Origin of the sequence: Flavilitoribacter nigricans DSM 23189 = NBRC 102662 (genome assembly GCF_002646595.1) — a bacterium.
Classification (GTDB): domain Bacteria; phylum Bacteroidota; class Bacteroidia; order Chitinophagales; family Saprospiraceae; genus Flavilitoribacter; species Flavilitoribacter nigricans.
This window is the reverse complement of record NZ_PDUD01000032.1, coordinates 98,260-119,929: the sequence shown is the minus strand read 5'-3', so window position 1 is coordinate 119,929 and position 21,670 is coordinate 98,260. Positions and strand designations below refer to the sequence as shown.

The following is a 21,670-nucleotide window of genomic DNA, read 5'->3' as shown; positions in this document are numbered from 1 at the left end:
TTGAATTATTCAATCGTTAGTGTTAATCAAGGGGGAAATCCGGTCAGAGCGGTTGGTCCGACACCACCGGACATACACGCCTAGCCTCTGACGGGTGCGCCATCAGAGCGGAATCAGACACTAATCGAGGGATGTGGCGTACGGTTACCGCTTAGCTGCAGCAACTAAATACACCAATGGGATTGCGGAGGTAACCCCACAAAAATGTAGAGAAGAATGTGTTCTTATTTTGATCTAGGAAATGGTTGTTATACCTAATGGGATGATCTAAATAGCAAAATGCACTGACGTTGTAATTAGAGGGGGAAAATTTAGCAGAGGAATTGGACAATCTCAAGACCTTTACGCTGGTCTTGCTCTAAAGTTACAATCAAAAGATTATTTTTTAAACTATTGGTACAAAAAAAACTCAACCCGGCGATTCATCGCCTCGCCTTTCGGATAAAAATCATCCGGTCCGGAATCACTCTGCCCCATGCCCAGGTAACGCATCCGGGCTTCGTCTACGCCCTGTTGGGCCAGGTAACGGAAACACGCCCGCGCCCGGGACCTGGATAAGGTAAGGTTGTCCTGGGAATTGCCTTCACTATCCGTAAACCCGCTGATGGTCAACTTATAAGTAGGATATTCCTGCATAAACTCCACTACCTGATCCAGCAGCCGGAAACGGGGAATATCGGCGCTCCCGGAATCAAACAGCAATACCTGCCGGTTAATCTCGGCGGCCGCCTCTTCCGGGAAGATCACTTCTGGGCAGCCATTGTGGGTGTATACGCCAAACAGGGTCGGACAGGCATCCCGCCCATCCTCGATCCCGTCGCCGTCGGTATCCGGGCATCCCTGAAAGATCGATAAACCGTAGTCGCTGGGGCAGCGGTCATCTTCGTCCAGAATGCCATCCTGATCCGTATCCACGATCGGGCAGCCTTCGCGCTCGGGCGGCCCGGCGGAATTCGGGCAGAGGTCTTTGCTGTCCTCGATCCCATCGCCGTCGCGATCTTCGATCGGGCAGCCGCCGCGCTGGACCAGACCGTAGACATAAGGACATAGATCGTCCTTATCTGCGATCCCGTCCCCGTCGGAATCCGGGCATCCCCGGAGATTGATCCCTCCCGGATCATTCGGGCAGAGGTCTTCACCGTCGTGCAATCCGTCCCGGTCGGAGTCCGGGCAGCCCAGCATTCCCGGGAGTCCGGCCACATCGGGGCAGGCATCCCGGCTGTCGGCAACGCCATCCCGATCGCGATCGGGCTCGTGACTAAACTGATGCTGGAGGCGCAGTCCGCCCTTGGCAAACCAGTCATTTTTATTGGGATTGCCGGACCAGCTCATGCCGTCCAGATAATCGGTATTGGTGGGATGAACACTCATACTCAGGCCAATGGACCAGGCCTTAAAAATGCGGTAATCCAGGCCGACGGTCAGGTCACCGTTCAGCGCTACCTTGGAGTAATTGGTTCCCATATCATCGCTAATGGCCTGTTCCAGTTCTGAATTACGGGTAAATCCGAAATTGATCCGCGGCTCATAGATCAGTAAGCCGCCGCCAAGCGCCAGATAGGGTGACAGTCGGCGGGGACTATTCCGCGCTGCCGATTCCAGGAAATGGTATTCCAAAGCAATATTCCATTGGGTAAAAGCCGAGTTGAAACGGGCTCTCCGGTCGCCGTCCGGCCAGTCGGAAGTAGAAAAATACTCATCACTGCCACTGAGGCGGCCGTGATAAAAGTCTGACTTCAATGCCAGGGGAGCACCGAGACGGTACTGCAGGCCCAGGCCTACACTTGGCTTCCAGTTTTCGGAATAGAAGGGATGGTCTGCCAGATCACCCGCATAGCTGGCTATTCCCAGGTAGAAGTCCATTTTCCATGGAGACCCCTGGGCCAAAGCACCGAGTGAGCAACAGAAAAGCAAAAACAGGGAAAAAATTAAGCGGTTCATATGCATCGTGTCCCCCCATATTGAACCGGAAAGATACGACTTTTGTATCTATTCGCGGTAGCGAAGTGTTGAGCCCGGCCGGATAAATCATCCCCCCGGCGGAGGGAATACCCGGATGCGCCCGTAAATACTGAGAGAAACGAAGATCTTTCGCAGCGGGGGGAAACTCGAAAAATTTACTGATCTCCCGACAAATTCATTCGTGTAGACTTCGGGGACGAGCCAAAAAGGCACTGCCAAGGGTGGCGGTGAACGGCCACTCTTGGCAGCAGGAATATTATCCGGCGAACGGCGGGATCGTGACCCAAGGTTAAATTCAAAAAGCACCGGCGGCAGCCGGTAGTTGCGACCGGTAGATCAGTTTCCTGTATTACCAATCCAGAACTCCTGTTCACGCTATCCGGTATCTCCGGTTATTTTGGTGAAGTCTTTAGAAAAAGATCCAGTTGGAGAGCGTATTGAATATTGCCAGTACCACAGCCATGATCAGCGCCCAGCTAAAGGACTTAATGGAAAACCCTTTCATAAAGTAATCGGCAACTTTCAAAACGACGGCATCTACAACGATGCTGAACAGCCCCAGGGTCAACCAGCGAATCGGCGTGGAAATAAAATCCAGCACCACGCCCAACGTACTGTTCAGCAGTGCCAGCACCACGGCCAGAATAAGGGCGCGGGTAAAATCAGAAATGGTTACCCCGCTCAGTAGATAGGCCGCAGCCATCAGCGCCAGGGCGTTGACCAGGATATGAAGGATCCAGGAACCCAGGCTGGCCTGCATCATGCCATCAAGTAAAAGTGGTAAATCCATATTTATAAGGTTTTAGTTACGGAATCATTGGAGTCATTCGGCGACTCACATTTTGTAACCCAAAACGATAAATGGAAGTTGGGTTAGAGCCGCCCGGCTACTGCTTCATTTCCAGCTGACGGACCTTATCTCTCAGGTCTGCGTTTTCCTGCTCCAACTCTTCGATCCGGTCTTTCAGGTCCTCGATCTCCTGCCGAAAGTCATAGGTCTCGTCGTCATAAGTCGTCTCCTCGGCCACCGTTGTACGGTTACCTTCCTCTATCCCCAGTTTATCCTTGATCAGAGCAATCGGATCCTCTCCGTTATAATAGGAGGCACCGATGTAAGCCAGCGGTACGATAAATAGCATTGCGATCAAAAAGCGGGCGAAAGGGGTGGATTTCAGTCTTCTTGCCATGGTAATTATTTTAATTTGAGTTGCCTGGCAGGCCTTCTTTATAAAAGCGCGCAGATTCGGACGGAAGGGAGCGCTGTTCTGCCGAAGGGCAACTTGTGTTTTTAATACTTTTTACTAAATCAGTCTTTCCAAAACTAAGCCTTTTCCCCCTGCCCCGCCCAATATTATCTACCGGTGTAGAAAAAAGTACGATGGATCCTAGGAATGTTTTTATATAAAGCAGCTGTTCGCTGGGGCGTATCCGAAAATCGGCCGGTTCCACTATGCACCCCGGCCGGAAGTAAGCAAACGCCCGGAAAGACAGCCCATTATAACGGTCAGCACTCTGGCCGGTTTACTGCGCACCCTGCGAAAAGACCTGCTGGTAGAACTGGAAACCGGCCGGTGTCATCTTGTTGGCGTAGGTCCGCTGGCCATTTACCAGCCAGATATAATAGACACACTTATCCGAAAAATACAGTTCGGCCTGCATCAGTTCCTTACCCTGCGATTGAAAGAAGAGGCTCCCAATGGGCTGGCAGGAAGAATACACCGTCGGCACTTCGTTCGATACGTGGGCCAGGGTGGCTTTAATACTCGAATCGTTTGCCTGATTCATTGAGAAATTGGCGTAGTAGAACACGAAATCAATGTAATCGACCGAATCGTACAATTCCTGCATCTTGGCGATCGGCAGACTAGGATAGGTAAGTGTCTGCTGGTTTTCTCCGGCCGGAGCCGGCGTTTCGCTTGCGGGTGTTTCTGCGGTAGTGGCGCCGGCGTCATTCGTATTGCCGCCGCAGGCCGATACCAACAGGATGATCAGTACTGCCAGTGCCTTGATTGAATAATGGGTCATAGTAAAATGCTTAGATAATTCCGGATGCTTCACGCGCTGCCGGGGATCGGCAATCGTCAGATCCGAAAATAAGGTGTATCCGGTAAATTTAGGTAATTCGCGAGAAGTGGCCGGGATTTCGTTTTAGAATTTGTGCCGGACCGGGATGCGACATCCGTCCCCACCCAGCTATCCATCGGGAAGATCATTTCTGTAGTGCATAGATCAGCCGGATCCCCAGGTTACGACCCAGCAGGGTTTTTCCTTCCCGGGTTTCCAGATCGACCAGAGCCCGGGACCAGCGTACGTTGAGCCCCCAGCGATCATTGAAATAATAAGTAGCGCCCACTACCCAGAAGTAGAGATCGTTGCGGTAGGTCTCCGTATCCGTCAGGTCCTCCCCGATCGGGGATTCCGCCTTATAGCTGATCAGGCGGGCGTAGGAAAAACCGGTGCTCACGTGGAATTTCCAGTCCCTGAAACTGATCATGACGGGCGTTTCCACAAAATTCAGGCGGATGTTATCGTACTGGCCAAAGTACAGATCGTCGCGGGTGCGGTGGCTGCCCTGCTGGGAAAAGAGCATTTCCAGGCTGAGCTGCCAGCGGTCGCTCAGTACGGCGGCCACCTTGGCTCCGGTGTTCAGCCCGATCTTATTGAATCCGCTCAGATCGTCTCCATCCAGTTGGGCCATATTGAAACCTCCGATCAGGGACGCTCTGAACCGTTGGGCCGTAGCGCTTGTTAAACTCCCGATCAATAGAGCGAACATTAGGAGGAATACCTTCCTTTTTTGCATAGTTTTGCTTTTTTTGTAGCGGCTTCCGAAAGCCGGCACCAAGTTACCGCTTTCCGGAAGGTACTACCACAAAGATAATAGTTAGCCGGATCCATGTTAAAATATACCAGACACAGTCTCAAAAAACTGGAGGCCCTGATGAATGAACTAGAATATACGGTTCGTTACGAAAAGGGGAACTTCAACTCCGGGTATTGTATTGTAGAAAACAAAAAAATAGCCGTCATCAATAAGTTCTTCGACGTGGAGGGGCGGATGAACTGCCTGCTCGATATTCTGCAAAATCTGGAGGTCGAAGAAGAAAAACTCAGCGAAGCTTCGGTTAAACTGCTCAAAAAGATCGAACAAAGTACGGCCCAGGACGAAGAGGAAGAGTAGTCCGAAAACCGGCTAAACTTTGGCCCGTTGAAAATTGTTTCGTTTTATTCCTAACTACCAGTATCACCTATTCCGCATCATTCAAGCACCACAATTTGAGCGCTACACCACTTACCGTAACATTCTTAGGCACCGGTACTTCCCAGGGAGTACCCGTGATCGGATGCGATTGCGAGGTATGCCGGTCGGCTGATCCCCGCGACAACCGGCTGCGGACTTCCGTACTGCTTACTAAGGGAGCGACCAAAGTGGTGATCGATTGCGGTCCGGATTTTCGGCAACAAATGCTGCGTTCGGAGACCGATCATCTGGATGCGGTGGTGCTGACCCACGAACACAACGATCACATCATCGGCATGGACGACGTCCGGCCCTTCAATTTCAAGAATAAGGCGGATATGCCGGTTTACGCCAGCGAACAGGTGATCAAAGAATTGAAAAATCGCTTTGCCTACGTTTTTGCGGCCAACCCCTACCCCGGAGCGCCCATGCTGAAACCCATTCCCATTTCGGAAAAGGACGACTTTAGCATCGGATCTCTGACCTTCCAACCAATCGCTGTCCTCCACGGGCGCATGCCGGTACTGGGTTTCCGGGTGGACGATTTCACCTATATCACGGATATGAAAACCATCGGTGAGGAGGAAAAACAGAAGATAGTCGGTACACACACGCTGGTCGTCAATGCCCTGCACCACAGCGAACACCATTCCCATTTGAATCTGAAAGAAGCGCTGGCCTTCATTGCCGAGATCCGACCGCAACAGGCTTACCTGACCCACATGAGCCACCGCATGGGCCTGCACGAAATAGTGAACGCCGAACTACCGGAGGGTGTAGCCCTGGCTTACGACGGCCTGGAGATCCAGTTCTGTAAATCCTAAAAGACTATTTAAAAACCTCTGCTGCCGGAGAAAATCCAGTGAGAGCTTGTCAAACAATCTCTTAGCTCGACTTTAGCTGATTTTATATTGTGTCCAGTAAATAGAATAGGAAAACGGACATTTCAGATTCATATATGGCCAGGGCTACGCCCTTCGATGTGAAATCCGTTACTGATCTACAAATATTCTCGCAGCTACGCCACTGCCATGGGTAAGGGCGTAGCCCTGAAATATTTGTAGCTATATAATTGAGATCAGATCGGAGAAGGGCATAGCCCTGGAGATTAAGAGAGTGTGTTTTGAAATTAGCTTACACCTTTGCGAGAGCACTGCATCCTATCCTTGAAAATGCTAAAGTCGAGCTTGGATAAATTCGGGAAACGGCAACCGGGAAAGGTGCCGTACTTACTTGGCGTTCCGGGTTTCCGGCCGGTACTTGACGTGTACACCCAACCAGAAGGAACGGGAAAGGCGGAAGATATAGACCATAAAAATGGCTACAATTGCGATCAGCGCCGCGAAAGAAGCGGTCATACTCCAGCCGAATACCCAGTGGAAAACGGCGATAAAGACCAGGCTGAAACCACCGACAAACATATAGGAGACGTACATGGAACCGTAGTAGAAGCCGGGTTCTGGCATAAAGTCCAGTTCACAGACCTCACAGTGATCCTTCATATCGAAGGGACGGCGAAAGGAAGTGGTGGGTGTATGGAAAAGCTTGCCCTGTCGACAGCGGGGACAGGTGAGTTGCAGGATAGCCGAAGCTTTACCAGGTACTTTGGAAGCGCTCATAGATTGATTTGGGGCGGCCGGCGGCCGCCAGCCGGATACTACATATTACACTGACAGTTCTCCAGACACTCAATGATCAGAGAAACATCTCTTTCTTTCAGTGAATAATACATGCTGCGACCTTCGCGTTTTACCGAGAGTAATCCCTTTAAACGCATATTTTGCAGATGGTGAGAGGTTAGCGATTGCTCGCTATCCAGCATTTCGCAGATCTCCCCAACCGAAAGGCGGGGGTATTTTTCTAATAAGTGTACGATGCCCAGGCGCAACGGGTGTGCAACTGTTTTGAGGATATAAGCAATCCTTTCCAGTTTTTCGGCTTCGTCCTTATTGAGTACTCCAGCTTTGATATCCATAAAACAAAGATAATAATACATTTCCGGCCAACCAACTGGCAGGCCATACTTTAATAAAAGCGTTTAAAGGGGTAAAAAGTTTCATCGGTGGGTCATAGAATATTGTTATCTTTGACCTTCAAAATCCTGACCGAGCTTATGGACAAGATCAATCAGTTCCTCTTCGGAGACAATCAGCGCCCGGAATTCGTCCGGATCGTCAAGTGGTTGTGGCTGGCTGTTTTTGCCGGTATCGCCCTGGGTGTGCTGGTTTTCATCGTACTTTCTTTCACCGATCTTCCTTCCGTTGAGGAGTTGGAAAATCCCAGAAGTAATGAGGCTTCCCTGATCTACGCCGATGACGGATCGATCATGGCCACTTATTATACGGAAAACCGGATCCCGGTCACCTTCGATGAACTTTCCCCGAATCTGGTCAATGCCCTGATCGCTACCGAGGACGAAAGATATTTTGAACATACCGGCATCGATTTTGAAGCCCTGGCCCGGGCGATCGTAAAAACCGGCCTGATGGGTCAGTCCAGCGCGGGCGGTGCCAGTACCATCACCCAGCAGCTCGCCAAATTGCTTTTCACCGAAAAAAGTGCCAGCTCCACAGTAGAGCGGATCTTCCAGAAACTGAAAGAATGGATCATTGCCATTCGGCTGGAGCGCAAATACACCAAGGAGGAGATCATTGCCATGTACCTCAATAAATTTGAGTACGTCAACGGTGCTTTCGGGATCAAGCAGGCCGCCAAGATCTATTTTGACGAAGATCAGGATTCCCTGAATCTCACGCAGGCCGCCACGCTGGTCGGCATGCTGAAAAACCCTTCCCTGTACGATCCGCTGCGCTGGCCGGAAAAGGTAGAACACCGCCGGATGGTCGTACTGAAACAGATGGAGAAGAACGGTTTCATCACGGCGGCGCAGTACGACTCGCTGCGCCAGACGGACCTGGGCATCAAATTTACCCGCCAGACCCACATTGACGGTCCGGCCCCCTATTTCCGGATGGAACTCGCTAAAGAAGTAAAGGATTTACTGGCCCAGCCGGGTCGTCAGAAATCCGACGGCAGTAAATACAATATCTATCAGGATGGTCTCCGTATCTATACGACCATCAATCCCGTCATGCAGCGCATTGCGGAAGAGGAAATGCGTAAGCGTATGCCGGTGGTCCAAAAAGCCTTCTGGGAAACCTGGAAGTGGCACGACCCCTGGAAATACTCCAGCGGCTCGGAGACCGAGGTGCCCGTCGAGATCCGGCAGATGATGCTCACCCGGCTGATGCGCAGTTCCGATCGCTACCAGTCACTGCGGACCAAACACCTGTCCGGCGTACTGGCCAAGCTCAACGATGAACTCGACCTCACTTTCCACGATGACGACCGCGAAGTGGAACGCATCGTGGAAGAATCCCGGAAAAAAGGAACGATCACCCGCCTGGTCTCCCAAAAAATGATCAGTACGGAACTGGCCGCTCAGTACCGGAAAGTACTGAACAGTCCGCATTTCCAGGAACTGGCCACCCAGTGGGATAAACTGCAGACGGAGGTCGAAGACGTTTTCAAAAAGCCCGTCGAAATGACCGTCTTCGCCTACAACGATAAAATGGAGAAGGACACGACGATGAGCCCGATGGATTCCATCCGCTACCATCGGATGTTCCTCCAGACGGGTATGGTCGCCGTAGAGCCGCAAACCGGCCACGTTAAAGTCTGGATCGGCGGTATTGATCACAAGTATTTCCAGTTTGACCACGTTAACATCAACCGGCAGGTAGGTTCTACCTTCAAACCCTTCATTTACGCCACCGCCATTTTCCAGCAAGGCTTTTCGCCCTGCTTCCAGGTGTACGATCTGCCGGTCACGATCACGCCGCAGGATCAGGGATTCTTCCTGAACGAACCCTGGACACCCCGCAACTCGCACGACAGCTATTCCGGCCAGTTGCTGACCCTGAAGGAAGGATTGCGCCAGTCCAAGAACACGGTATCCGCCTTCCTGATGAAACAGCTGGGTAGTGTGAATCCGGTACTGGACCTGGTACACCGCATGGGGATCGATAAGAACGATAAATACGCCAACGGCCGTTACCGCCTGCCGCGCGTACCTTCCATTGCGCTCGGGGCAGCGGATATGTCGGTACTGGAATTGACCGGTGCCTATACCACATTTGCCAATAACGGAATTTTCAATAAGCCTACCTTTATCACTCGTATCGAGGATAAAAATGGCCGTATCCTATACGAAAGCTTTGCCACGGAGCAACAGGCGCTGCCGCCGAACTCCAATTACGTCATGGTGGAAATGCTGCGTTACTCCGGCACCCTGCAGGGTTCCCTGAAGAGTGATGTCGGCGGTAAGACCGGTACCACGAACGACTACGCCGACGGCTGGTTCGTGGGGATCACGCCCAACCTGGTGGTCGGCACCTGGACGGGTGGGGAAGATCGCTGGATCAGTTTCCGCAGTATCGGCTACGGGCAGGGTTCTTTCATGTCTAAACCCCTCGTCAAGAATTTTTTAAAGAGGCTGGAAGAAGAACCGGCCAGCGGCTACAACTTTGAAGATCGTTTCTACCGACCACCGGGAGATCTCGGCATTGAGCTGGATTGTGGAAAATACAGCGGTGATCTGCCACCACTCGAAGGTGGGGACGAATTTGAAGACGAATTTTCCGAAGATCAGTTCGGAGATGAGTTCGGCACCGCCCGGGATACGATCCAGATCCAGCAGCAATAATAAAGTCTTTTGAAAACCCATCACGTCAACCTGCTTAACGGTATCATTCTGATCGTTATAGGCCTTTGGGCCTATGCATCGACGACGGCTGAGACCTCAACGGCGCTGATACCGGTAGCCTTTGGCGGCTTGTTTGTGATCACCGTGCCGCCGTTCCGGTCGGGCAACCCGCTGACGGCCAATATCCTGACGCTGCTGAGTGGTTTGCTCATCATTGCCCTGTTGCTTTCCCTCTGGAGCACCATCAGGGACCGTTCCGGCATACCGGTTTTCCATCTGATCGTGATGTTGATATCGTCTTCGGTCGCTTTTGTTTTTCTCATTCGACACCGGAGGCAGAAAGTATGAAGCCCATAGGCATAATCCCATAACTGTACAACTCCAAAATTTCCGATTGATCACCACAGCTTACTACGCTACGTACCAAACGTTTAATACATGAACCGCTTAGTTGTACCCGGTACAATATTTGGGATGCTCCTGTTGATCGGCTGCCTGCCGCCGGAAACCGGCCCTATGGATGAGATCCATCTCAGTACGCAGGATTCCCTCTTTCAGCAGATCCACGATCTGCAGGATCAGCGTGCGACCGATAGCCTGCTCACTTATTTCGATGCGGCCAATCCCACTTATCGCTACCTGTCGGCTATGGCAATGGCCTCCATTCAGGACTCTTCGGTCCTCGACAGCTTATACTACCTGCTGGAAGATCCGATCGAAGCGGTCCGGGCCGCGGCGGCCTACGCTATCGGGCAGATCGGCAGCCCCAACTCTGCGGATGAACTGATCGGAGCCTTCGAAGCCAATGATACCGCGGGTTATTTCAACTACTTCAACAGCAGCGTTCTGGAAGCCGTGGGTAAATGCGGCAATGCCGACAACCTGCGTGCCCTGAGTACCGTGACGACCTACCTTCCGACGGATACCGCACTCCTACTGGGACAGGTACGTGGAATTTACCGCTTCGCCCTCCGCCAGATCGTCCTGCCCGAGGGTACCGCCCGGATGGTTGCCCTAGCCTCCAACCGCCGCTATCCGGAACCCGTACGTATTTACGCCGCCAATTATCTGGCCCGGGCCGTCAATCTGGAACTGGCGCCTTTCACCACCAGTCTGATCGAGGCGATCTCCACCGAGACCAATCCCAATATCCGGATGTCCCTCGTCATCGGCCTCGGAAAATGCAAAACGCCCGAAGCCCTGAGTTATCTGCAACAAAGAATGAGTATCGATACGGATTACCGGGTGCGGTGCAATATCCTCCGGGCATTCGGTAATTTCGATTACGATGCGGCCAAGGCCATGCCCGCCGTAGCGCTGCGGGATCCCAATCTGCACGTCGCCCAGCGGGCCGCCCAGTATTTTCTGGATTACGGACAGGCCGACGATGCGACCCTCTACTGGCGCTGGGCCAAGGATTCCCTGGCCTGGCCGGTGCAGACCACACTCTACAAAGCCGCCAATCACCACCTGCCGGTCTACTACCAAGACTACCGTAACAGCATGAACTCCGAACTGCGCCGGCGTTTTGTCGGGGCCAATGACCCCTTCGAAAAAGCCGATGCCCTTTCGGCTCTGGCTGAGTTCGGCTGGAATTATCAATTTGTACAACGGGAAGCGCTGGTGCATCCATCGGCTACAGTGCGTACCGCCGGTATCCGGGCGCTGAACGGTATTGCCCGCCTGGATAGTTTCGATAGACTGTTCGGTGCGTCCCGCCGCCGGGTCACCCGCGAACTGGCCGGTACATTTGTAGCCGCTATCCGCAGTGGTGATCCGGGTATGGTATCCGAGGCAGCCTCGGCGCTCAATAATCCGGCCCGGGAATTCCGGGCGATCCTGGCCGACAGTATCGGTGTGCTCCAGCGGAGTCTGCGTCAGATCCCGCTGCCCGGTCAGATCGAAACCTACCGCACCCTGTCCGAGACCATCGCCTTCCTGCGCGGACGCCGGCCCGGCGATCCCCAGGCCGTGGAATACAACCATCCGATCGACTGGACCGTTTTCAACGATCTGGACAGTACCCGGCTCAATGTGATCATGGAGACCGTCAAAGGAACGATCAAGCTCCGGCTGTTCCCCATCGAAGCGCCGGGTACTGTTGCCAGCTTTGTGCAACTGGCCAGGGATGGTTTCTACAATGGGGTGGAACTGCACCGGGTAGTACCCAACTTTGTGGTGCAGGGTGGCTGCCCGAACGGCGACGGCTACGGCGGACCGGATTACACCATCCGCTCCGAACTGAGCCAGCTGTATTACGATCAGGAAGGTGTCCTGGGGATGGCCAGCGCCGGAAAGGATACGGAAGGCAGTCAGTTTTTCATTACCCACTCCCCTACCCCTCACCTGGACGGGAAATATACTATCTTTGGCCGCGTAACGGAAGGCATGGATATTGTCCATCGCCTGCAGATCGGGGATGATATCACCCGGATCACCATTGAATGATTTAGAAGGCACCTGCGTATCCGTTTTCCGGTCACTTCCCGGGGCGCTTTAGCAGGTACCAATGTACCGTAAACCGAATAAACCATGAAGAATACGCCACTCAACGACAAGCACCTGGCACTGGGGGCTCGGATGGCAGAATTTGCGGGATACAATATGCCCATTTCCTACAGCAACATTAAGGACGAACACCACTGCGTGAGGACTAATGTTGGCGTTTTTGATGTTTCCCACATGGGGGAATTCATTGTCAAAGGAAAAGAAGCGCTGGACCTCATTCAACTGGTTACCAGCAACGATGCCTCCAAGATCGAGATCGGTCAGGCCCAGTATTCCTGCCTGCCGAATACCGATGGCGGCATTGTGGATGACCTGCTCGTCTACCGACTGGCGGAAGACAACTGCGCCGAAGGCGAACGGGCTTACATGCTGGTGGTGAATGCTTCCAACATTGAAAAGGACTGGAACTGGATCAGTAAGCACAATTCTTTCGATACCCGCCTGATCAATATTTCCGATCAAACGGCATTACTGGCGGTACAGGGCCCCAAAGCCGATGAAGTACTACAAAAGCTGACCGATATCGATCTCAGTGAGCTGGCTTATTATACCTTCACCAAAGGTACCATGGCCGGTATCGATAATGTACTGATCTCCGCCACGGGCTATACCGGCTCCGGAGGTTTTGAGCTCTACGTGGACATCAAGAATGCGGAAGTACTCTGGGACGCCGTTTTCGAAGCCGGCAAAGCCTATGATATTCAGCCGATCGGACTCGGGGCCCGCGATACGCTTCGCCTCGAAATGGGTTACTGCCTGTACGGCAACGACATCACTGATGAAACCTCCCCCATTGAAGCCGGCCTCGGTTGGATCACCAAGACCAAAAAAGGGGAATTTAATTCACGGGATATCTTTATTAAGCAACGGGAAGAAGGCGTGGATCGAAAACTGGTTGGATTCAAGGTGGAAGACCGCCGGGTACCGCGCCACGGCTACGGCATAGAAGATCTGGAAGGCAATGCCATCGGCGAAGTTACTTCCGGTACGCAGTCCCCCACCTTGGATGTTCCGATCGGGTTGGGTTACGTGCAAAAGGAATTTGCCGCGCCGGGAACGGAGATTGCTGTAGTTGCCGGCAAGAAACGCCTGAAGGCGGTGGTGCAACGCCCTCCATTTGTGGAGAAAAGTTAGTCCGGTTTATTTACGGCTTTGAAGAGATCCGGAATACCGGTAAATAGAGAAAGGGGATGCAGCTTGCATCCCCTTTCTCCGTATTAGGGCTATCTCCAAACGATTGGATCGGTAAGTTCCGGTACTTTTATATCAAACCCGGAGCTCGTAGTGGCTTTCGAAGGTTTCGCCCGGTTTCAGGACGAACATTCCCGGTTTTTCAAAAAGATCCCCACTCACATCTGCACTATCCTGGTAAGTGTACCAGGGTTCTATACAAACGTAGGGCGCCGCCGGTTTGGCCCAGATTCCGAGATGCGGCGCGCCGCCGGTATACATGTCCAGTTGCCAGTCCGTCCCCTTGCGGTTCAGGCTGATTTTCTGAGACTTAATATCCTTAAAGATCAGGGCATCATCGTTAAAAATATGGGGCGTCAGAGTGATGGAATCCTCGTTCTGCAGATACTTTTCGGTTTTCAGTTCGAGTACGCCCTGCTGCAGCCAGTACAGGTCCAGGGTCTCCTTTTCGGAAAATTTGATCTCATAATCGCTGTGCTCAAAATTTTCGATGTCGATATTGAAAGCCGGATGGTAACCCAGACCGGTGGGCATATCCTTATTGCCTTCATTCCGAATGGTGTAAGCCACTACTATTCCCTCATCAGTCAATCTGAAATTAATTTCCAGCGCAAATTGAAAAGGATAGGACGCCAGCGTGTCCGCATCGGCTTTTACTGACAGGGTACAGGCATCGGTTTGCCGGTCTTTCAGGCTGAAATCGGCATAGCGCACCACCCCGTGCTTTTTCATACGGTAGGTTTTTCCCTCGTAGTGGTAGGTGCCGTCCTTGAGGTCACCGACGATCGGAAAACAGATCGGTGCTGATTCCGCCCAGTAAGCGGGATCGCGCTGCCAGATGAATTCTTCTGAGCTTTCTTTACGCAACAGCGAGGCCAGTTGGGCGCCGTGCAGGTCTATGGTTGCGGTGAATTGTTGATTTTCGATTTGTATTGGCTGCATAATGTAATGATGGTGTTCTGAAAATAAGGGTCACTGGTCGACCGGGACCAACGGCAATACTCGGGGAGCGGATCCGTTTTCCTGGTTCTTTCTAAACAAATCCGAAGTCTCCTCAATGGTTCGTTCGAAGGGGATATACGCAAAATCAAACATACGGCGAGACTTATCATTCCGGTAATGGTAGATCAGGGAGGTCATCTTGACGTTTTCCCGGGTGATCAGGGGTTCTTTTCCGGTAAGTTTGTTGCGCAACCACTCCATTCGGGCGGCCCAGCGGCCCAGAAAAGGTGAGAATCGGTAGCGGGGCGGTTTGCGATCCATAGCCCGGGCCATGGTCTCCTGCATTTCCCGGAAAGCCAGATTGGTCCCACTCAGAATGAATCGCTCTCCCTGCACCTTGCTTTCCATCAGGCGAAGCGCGAAACGGGCCACGTCCCTGACGTCCACGAAGCCATTCTCGCCTATCGGGTAAAAAGGGAACTCCTTCCAGGCCAGACTAAAAAACTCCGACGATCCTTTATCCCAATAGCCGGCACCGAGGATGATGGCCGGATTAACGACCGCCACGGTCAGGCCTTCCGCCTGGCCCCGCCATACTTCCTGTTCCGCCTGAAATTTGCTGATCGCGTAGTGCGTATTATCCGGGCTGCGTGCCCATTTGGTCTTTTCATCGACCCAGGTCGTCTTTTTGTCCCGACCGATGGCGGCTACGGAGCTGACGTGCACCAGTTTTTCCACTCCGGCGTAAAGGGCCGCATTGACGATATTGGCCGTTCCGTCCCGGTTGGTACGAAGCATCAGGTCTTTTTCCCGCTTATCGAATGATACCAGGGCGGCGCAATGGTAGACCTGTTGTACACCCGCCATGGCCTCTTCCACCCCGATGATGTCCAGAATGTCGGTCTCCACCCATTCTACCCGATCTTCCTGCCCGTCCAGCAGATCAAATTTACTATCCGGCCGACACAGCGCACGAATTCGGGTATACCCACTTTGCAAAAGATAACGGATGAGATAAGAACCTACCAGTCCGGTGCCGCCGGTGACCAGAATCTGCGCATCCTTTACTGTCTTGCTCATCGTTATTGGTAGGTTAGGAGGTTGGAAAGTTTAGCAGTTGGGGCACGGAGGGATAACGACCTTTTTGTCAGTCAATTATACCTTGTATTTGGTAACTACTCTTTATTATCCGGCCAGTTGATCAGATGGCCCATATCGCGTTTTTTGGTACGCAGATATTCCACATTTTCCGGTTTCGGATCTATGATCAGCGGTACTATTTCCAGCATTTCAATGGGAGAATGTTCAATGGCTTCGATCTTTGCCGGATTATTAGTCAACAGGCGGATCTGACGTACCCCAATGGTCTGCAGCATCTGTACGGCTACATCGTAGCTGCGCGCATCGATCGGCAGGTGCAGGTGTTCATTCGCCTCAATGGTATTGTCCCCCAGATCCTGCAGATTGTAGGCCTTTAGCTTATTGATGATGCCGATACCACGGCCTTCCTGTCTTAAATATAATACGATACCGCCGGCCTGAGCGGTCAACTCCATGGACTTGTGCAACTGTTCACCGCATTCACAACGCGCTGAGCCAAAGAGGTCACCGGTAATACACTCGGAATGGACCCGGGTCAGCACGGGGTGATCCGGATCAAAATGCTCATGAACCAATGCGAAATGGGGCATCCAGTCATCGGACTTGCCGGAAAAGGCAATCATATTGAATAAACCCCAGGGTGTGGGGATCGGTGCCTCCGCCTGCTTTTTGATCGTGATCGTATTATTTTTTATCGCTTCTATCGGCTTCACCAGGAAGAAAAATTTTACCAGAATTTGCCGGAGCTTATATTCCCGACTTTCGTATTAAGAATGCCTTTAGCGTAGCTAAAGTTGCAAAAGTACAATGGATTTTTACTTTCCTCTTCATTTAAGCGTCAAGAAAAACCAATACCAAAAGTAATGCGGCCCGGTCCATTGTCAGCCATCTGACAAAGGAACACTTACTCACTTACACATCAAATAAAACTATACAATGTTATAATATAAATAATTTTAAATATTCAATAAACTATTTTTCAATTATTTAAGAAATAAATAAAAACATATACAATACTATTCAAACCCTACACAAATGAGTAGTTCTTGGGTAGGTTTAGCGAATTTACGCAGCAGGAAGGTACCGAAATCCGATCTTTAATGGCGAGAACAGGCCGAAAAATAATCACTCTTCTCCATTCTTTTCAACACTAGTTCAGCAATTAAGAAGCATATAATTATATCACTAAACTGTTATTTCTTATGAAAAAACTCGCACTAGTCCTACTGCTGGTGTCATCGGCCGTGAGCCTGACATTAGCTCAGAGAACTATATCCGGGAAAGTCATTGACGAATCCGGAGAGTCTCTTATCGGTGCAACTGTTTTAGTAAAAGGTACCACCACCGGTACCGTCACCGACATTGACGGCAATTATTCCATCCGGGTGCCGGACGGCAGTAACACCCTGGAATTTTCCTACACCGGATATGCCACCCAGGATGTTGCGATCGGCAGCTCAAACGTTGTGGATGTAACCATGAGTACAGATATCGCTCAGCTTTCCGAAGTAATTGTTGTCGGCTACAACTCCGTAAAGAAATCGGACCTGACTTCCTCGGTTACTACCGTTAGCGGAGATAAGCTGCAGGCCCAGCCCATCGGTAGCATCGACAACCTCCTCCAGGGGCAATCACCTGGTCTGCAGGTAGTTGCCGAAAACGGACGCCCCGGCGGATCGGCCTATATCCGCATCCGCGGTCAGGGTTCCGTCAATGCTTCCAACGCTCCCCTCTTCATTGTAGACGGTATCCAGATCACCCAGGATGACTACAACGCCATCAACCCTAACGACATTAAAGAAGTATCCGTCCTGAAAGATGCCGCTGCCACGGCGATCTACGGTTCCCGAGCATCAAATGGTGTGGTGCTGATCACCACCAAGAAGGGGCGCAGAGATCGCAAACCCACGATCAATTATACCTTCCAGTACGGTCAGAAAGAACGTACGGACGACGGCTTCACCATGATGGATTACGATCAGAAGCTGGATTACGAAGTGGCACTGGGAGCCAGAACGGCCGAAGCCGCCGATGCTCTGCGCCAGCAGCGCAGTTTCAAAGAAACCAACTGGGAAGACGTGCTGCTGCGCACCGGTGAGGTCCGCTCGCATAACCTGTCCATTTCCGGAGGTGGCGAAAATGCCAATTATCACTTCTCTCTGGGCTCCTATGATGAGCAGGGGATTTCCATCGGCTCCGACTTCAGCCGCCTGAACGGCCGCTTCAATATGGATTTCGATGTAACGGACTGGCTAAAAGTGGGTAACACCATCTCCCTGAGCCGGACCGAAGAGGACGAGCTCCGCGACCGCTACAATGTCCAAAACCCCTTTGTAGCCGTCTATGCCTACAATGCCTACGAGCCGGAATTTGTCTACGAAGACGACGGTACGCTGCGTCTGGATGAGAACGGCGAACCGGTTTACAATACCACCCACGAAGGTTTCAGTATTTCCGAGGCCCAGCGCAATAACCCGGAAGAAGCTACCCGGACCAACGCCATCGGCAACCTCTACGCCGAAGCCAGCATTACGGATAAACTACGTTTCAAAACCCAGGCCGGTGGTAACTACCGCATCTTCCGCCGTCAGTACTACATCCAGCCGGGATCGATCCTCGACGGTTACGTCGGAGACCCGAATGCACCGGGTATCAAGACCGACAACGGCTCGGATCGCTTCATTTTCAACTGGTTCAACACGCTCTCCTACGACTTTAACCTGGGCGGTGTACACCAGTTCAATACCATGATCGGTACGGAATACTACAAGCAGAATTTCGATTCTTACCGGGTAGACGGCAAAGGTTTCCCCTCCGCGCAGTTCTTTACCCAGGATAATGCGGCGGAGATCACCGGTGGAAATACCACCCGGACGCAATGGTCGCTCTGGTCGCAGTTCGGTGAAGTGCGCTATAATTACGACAGCCGTTACCTGGCCACTTTCAGTCTGCGCCGGGACGGTAGCTCCCGCTTCGGTTCTGAAAATCAATTCGGTTTCTTCTACGCCGGTAGTATAGCCTGGAACATTGGCAGTGAGAACTTCATGTCCAATTCCAGCCTGTTCGACCAGCTGAAACTGCGCCTGTCCGCCGGTACGTCCGGTAACGAACCGACCGGCCTGTACTGGCAGGGAACCTACGGTTTCGGCAGCTACACGGATCGCACCACCTCTATCCCGAATCAGTTGTCCAACGCAACGATCAAGTGGGAAGAGAACTTCAACTACAGCGCCGGGATCGACTTCGGTATTCTCAACAACCGCATCTCGGGTAGCGTGGATTATTACAATCGGAAAACCTACGATCTGCTTTTCCCCGAGCCGCTGTCCCGCACCACGGGATGGGCGAGTCGCCTGGCCAATATCGGTGAGATGCTGAACTCCGGTATCGAAGTAGAACTGGTGGCCGATGTGGTACGGAGCAATAACTTTTCCGTTTCCCTGTTCGGCAACCTGACCACCAATAAGAACGAGATCACCAGCCTCAACAACGGCGGTGAAGATATCATCAACGGCAACAGCGGCCTCACCCTGCTGCGCGAAGGACTGACCGCCAACACCTTCTATCTGGTGCGGTACGCCGGTGTGGACCCCGCCAACGGAGACGAGCTGTATTTCGATAAGGACGGTAACGTGACCAATGTTTACAGTGCGGATGATGCTGTAGCGCTGGAAGGCAAGTCGCCCCAGCCAAAACTCTTCGGTACGGTAGGGACCAACCTGAACGTCTACGGTATCGACGTGAGCGCATCCTTCTACTATTCCTACGGTGCTTACAGTCTGAATTACATGCTGCGCGACAACATCAGCGACGGTGCCAATTTCAATGACAATCAGGATGTAGCCGCGCTCAATTACTGGAAACAACCCGGCGATACCGGTGTATTGCCGAAACCAAGCCGGAATAATAATACCAATACCACGACCCGCTATCTGCAGAAAACCGACTACATCCGCCTGCGGAATGTTTCGGTTGGCTATACGCTGCCCAGTACACTGACGCAGAAATTCTATGTACAGAACCTGCGGGTATTCCTGCAGGCAACCAACCTGTGGACGTATAACCCCTATTTCCGGGGTGATCCCGAGGTAGGCCGTGGTTCGGAAGAATCCAACCTAACCCTATTGGGTGAGGCTACGCTGTACTCCTATCCCCAGACTATGGGTTGGACGTTCGGCGTAAACGTGGTCTTTTAAGGGACCACTGCAACGGTAGCAGAGTCCGCCGGTTTCGGCCCGGATGTCGCACTGCTACCCGATCATTGAACAGTCTTGCTTTGCATATAAATTTTTCGGGTCGGCGGACCCGGCAGCACCAAAGTATGAAACGGGTACCAAAGCGCTCTCGCAAGGGCTTCCCGGCAACATACCCAACTGCTGACCATCCGGTACCGCCGCCCAGATCAACAGTAGTGAAACACGAGTCGGTATTACAGACCGAATCCCGCTTCCGGACGCGATCGCTCTCCGGCAACGGCCGGTCTTATGTCCGTAACCCGGTGCCACTACTTCATTTAACTAAAAAACAAAAGCATGAAAAGAATAATTCTGGCTTTATTAATAGTGAGTTCTTTTCTGGTCAGTTGTGATCAGAATCTGGATCTGAAACCGTTCAACGCCCTGGAGACCGAGGTGGCCCTCCAGACCCCATCGGATTTCACTAACGCCGTCCGGGGGGTATACAGCTCCATGCGGGGCGGTAGCTACTACGGCGGCTGGTACATCAGTACTCCGGATATTCTGGCGGACAACCTGATCATCAGTTCGGAAGGCCGGACCAGCAAGCAATCGATCCACTACTGGAACTATTCCGGGAACAATACCTGGGGACTGCTCTGGGATCAGGCCTACCGTACGATCTACCGGGCCAATGCCATCCTCGAAAACCTGGAAAATCTGGACGAAGGCGATTTCCGGAACAATATTGAAGGAGAAGCGCTGGCACTACGCGCCCTGTCGCACTTCGACATGGCCCGGGTTTACGCCAAATTCCCCCAGGACGGTGCTTCGGACATGGGTATTCCCTACGTAACCTCCACCGATGTAACGCTGGTACCGGAACGTCCGACCGTACAGGAAACCTACGACAATATCCTGGCCGATTTTCAACGGGCTAAAGACCTTATTGCCGACAACAACGGAGACGGTCGCCTGGGTGCGGATGCTGTGAACGGACTCTTGTCCCGGGTATATCTGTATATCCAGGATTACGACGGTACGATCAACGCCGCATCTGCAGCATTGAGAAGCGATCCGAGTGTCGGCAGTATTGACCTCTTCCCCGGCATCTGGACGGATGCGACCGACGAAGGTGTGGCCTTTAAGATCCGCCATACCGAAGCCGACGGTACCTCCATCGGGGTGGAATACAGCCAGACCGGTACTACCGGCGTGCGCTCGGAATACGTGGCCGCTTACGATTTCTTCCAGTTGTATCAGGAAAATGACATCCGGACTACCACCTATTTCTCCACTACGCCCTTTGCGGACAAACTGTTCAACCACATCGCCAAGTACTTCGGCCGGGAAACCGGATCACTGAACGTGGTTGATACCAAGGTACTGCGGTGGGCCGAGGTTTACCTCAATCGCGCGGAAGCCTACGCCGAGAAGGGTATGGACGCGGAAGCACTCGCCGATCTGGATGTAGTACGCAGCCAGCGGTATACGGATTTCACCTCCGGTAATGAGACCGGTCAGGCGCTGAAAGATGCCATCCAGCTGGAAAGAAGACTGGAACTGGCTTTCGAAGGCCACCGTTTCTTTGACCTGAAACGCCAGGGACTGCCCGTAGACCGTTCCAACTTCGGAGATCTGGCCGACGGTACCGGAGTAACCCTGCCGGCGGATGCCTTATTACTTCCGGCCGACGATCCACGTTTCCAGCTTCCGATCCCGCAGGCGGAACTGAACGCCAACCCGAATATGCAACAAAATCCGGGTTACTAAAAAGCTCCGGAGATGTCGGGGGGCAGATCAGGTTACCTGCTACCCGGCATCTCCATTCTTAACCTCTAAAAG

At 52.4% G+C, this 21,670-nt stretch carries 18 protein-coding genes; 8 read left to right on the top strand and 10 right to left on the bottom strand.

Translation table 11 applies throughout. From position 1 onward, the window contains the following. Positions 1 to 390: 390 nt before the first annotated feature. From CRP01_RS27345 to CRP01_RS27325, 5 genes are all read right to left on the bottom strand, one after another. Positions 391 to 1,941 carry a DUF6089 family protein gene (locus CRP01_RS27345; RefSeq protein WP_170110557.1) on the bottom strand — a complete coding sequence of 517 codons (1,551 nt, stop codon included), beginning with the start codon at positions 1,939 to 1,941 and terminating at the stop codon, positions 391 to 393. 430 nt (positions 1,942 to 2,371) lie between these two features. Further along, positions 2,372 to 2,752: a phage holin family protein gene (locus CRP01_RS27340; protein ID WP_099153240.1), complete on the bottom strand. Its 381-nt coding sequence runs from the start codon at positions 2,750 to 2,752 to the stop codon at positions 2,372 to 2,374. A gap of 97 nt (positions 2,753 to 2,849) precedes the next feature. Next, positions 2,850 to 3,149, bottom strand: a complete 300-nt coding sequence (locus CRP01_RS27335; RefSeq protein WP_099153239.1) for a bZIP transcription factor — start codon at positions 3,147 to 3,149, stop codon at positions 2,850 to 2,852. Positions 3,150 to 3,483: 334 nt separating this feature from the next. Further along, on the bottom strand, positions 3,484 to 3,987 hold the full coding sequence (locus CRP01_RS27330) for a hypothetical protein (RefSeq protein WP_099153238.1): 504 nt from the start codon (positions 3,985 to 3,987) through the stop codon (positions 3,484 to 3,486). A gap of 184 nt (positions 3,988 to 4,171) precedes the next feature. After that, complete coding sequence (locus CRP01_RS27325) at positions 4,172 to 4,765, bottom strand: outer membrane beta-barrel protein (protein WP_143473553.1); 594 nt, start codon at positions 4,763 to 4,765, stop codon at positions 4,172 to 4,174. Between the two features lie 138 nt (positions 4,766 to 4,903). Here CRP01_RS27325 and CRP01_RS27320 point away from each other — a divergent pair, with 138 nt between their 5' ends. Next, positions 4,904 to 5,143, top strand: coding sequence for a hypothetical protein (locus CRP01_RS27320; protein ID WP_233752771.1), 240 nt, complete (start codon positions 4,904 to 4,906; stop codon positions 5,141 to 5,143). A gap of 95 nt (positions 5,144 to 5,238) precedes the next feature. Then, positions 5,239 to 6,027 (top strand): MBL fold metallo-hydrolase, encoded by a 789-nt coding sequence (locus CRP01_RS27315; RefSeq protein ID WP_099153235.1) that lies wholly within the window; start codon positions 5,239 to 5,241, stop codon positions 6,025 to 6,027. 405 nt (positions 6,028 to 6,432) lie between these two features. Here the strand turns inward: CRP01_RS27315 and CRP01_RS27310 are convergent, their stop codons facing one another. After that, positions 6,433 to 6,822, bottom strand: coding sequence for a DUF983 domain-containing protein (locus CRP01_RS27310; protein WP_099153234.1), 390 nt, complete (start codon positions 6,820 to 6,822; stop codon positions 6,433 to 6,435). Between the two features lie 38 nt (positions 6,823 to 6,860). Next, positions 6,861 to 7,178, bottom strand: a complete 318-nt coding sequence (locus CRP01_RS27305) for an ArsR/SmtB family transcription factor (RefSeq protein ID WP_099153292.1) — start codon at positions 7,176 to 7,178, stop codon at positions 6,861 to 6,863. 138 nt (positions 7,179 to 7,316) lie between these two features. On the opposite strand from CRP01_RS27305, the gene CRP01_RS27300 reads away from it, so the two are divergent. From CRP01_RS27300 to gcvT, 4 genes are all read left to right on the top strand, one after another. Next, positions 7,317 to 9,908: a transglycosylase domain-containing protein gene (locus tag CRP01_RS27300; RefSeq protein ID WP_143473552.1), complete on the top strand. Its 2,592-nt coding sequence runs from the start codon at positions 7,317 to 7,319 to the stop codon at positions 9,906 to 9,908. Between the two features lie 9 nt (positions 9,909 to 9,917). Next, on the top strand, positions 9,918 to 10,256 hold the full coding sequence (locus CRP01_RS27295) for a hypothetical protein (RefSeq protein ID WP_099153232.1): 339 nt from the start codon (positions 9,918 to 9,920) through the stop codon (positions 10,254 to 10,256). 90 nt (positions 10,257 to 10,346) lie between these two features. Next, positions 10,347 to 12,356, top strand: coding sequence for a peptidylprolyl isomerase (locus CRP01_RS27290; protein ID WP_099153231.1), 2,010 nt, complete (start codon positions 10,347 to 10,349; stop codon positions 12,354 to 12,356). An 84-nt stretch (positions 12,357 to 12,440) separates the two neighbouring features. Then, the gene (gene gcvT / locus CRP01_RS27285; RefSeq protein ID WP_099153230.1) at positions 12,441 to 13,550 is read left to right on the top strand and encodes a glycine cleavage system aminomethyltransferase GcvT; all 1,110 of its coding nucleotides are present in this window, start codon (positions 12,441 to 12,443) and stop codon (positions 13,548 to 13,550) included. 132 nt (positions 13,551 to 13,682) lie between these two features. Here the strand turns inward: gcvT and CRP01_RS27280 are convergent, their stop codons facing one another. The 3 genes from CRP01_RS27280 to ribA all read right to left on the bottom strand — a co-directional run bounded on the left by CRP01_RS27280 (position 13,683) and on the right by ribA (position 16,363). Further along, on the bottom strand, positions 13,683 to 14,549 hold the full coding sequence (locus tag CRP01_RS27280; RefSeq protein ID WP_099153229.1) for an aldose 1-epimerase family protein: 867 nt from the start codon (positions 14,547 to 14,549) through the stop codon (positions 13,683 to 13,685). A gap of 30 nt (positions 14,550 to 14,579) precedes the next feature. Beyond that, positions 14,580 to 15,629, bottom strand: a complete 1,050-nt coding sequence (locus CRP01_RS27275) for an NAD-dependent epimerase/dehydratase family protein (protein WP_099153228.1) — start codon at positions 15,627 to 15,629, stop codon at positions 14,580 to 14,582. A gap of 95 nt (positions 15,630 to 15,724) precedes the next feature. Then, positions 15,725 to 16,363 carry a GTP cyclohydrolase II gene (gene ribA / locus CRP01_RS27270; RefSeq protein WP_233752770.1) on the bottom strand — a complete coding sequence of 213 codons (639 nt, stop codon included), beginning with the start codon at positions 16,361 to 16,363 and terminating at the stop codon, positions 15,725 to 15,727. A gap of 489 nt (positions 16,364 to 16,852) precedes the next feature. Between ribA and CRP01_RS27265 the strand changes: the two genes are divergently transcribed. Then, positions 16,853 to 19,846, top strand: a complete 2,994-nt coding sequence (locus tag CRP01_RS27265; RefSeq protein WP_099153226.1) for a SusC/RagA family TonB-linked outer membrane protein — start codon at positions 16,853 to 16,855, stop codon at positions 19,844 to 19,846. Positions 19,847 to 20,182: 336 nt separating this feature from the next. Beyond that, a complete protein-coding gene (locus tag CRP01_RS27260) occupies positions 20,183 to 21,598 on the top strand; it encodes a RagB/SusD family nutrient uptake outer membrane protein (protein ID WP_099153225.1) in 1,416 nt (471 codons plus the stop codon). Positions 21,599 to 21,670 lie beyond the last annotated feature (72 nt).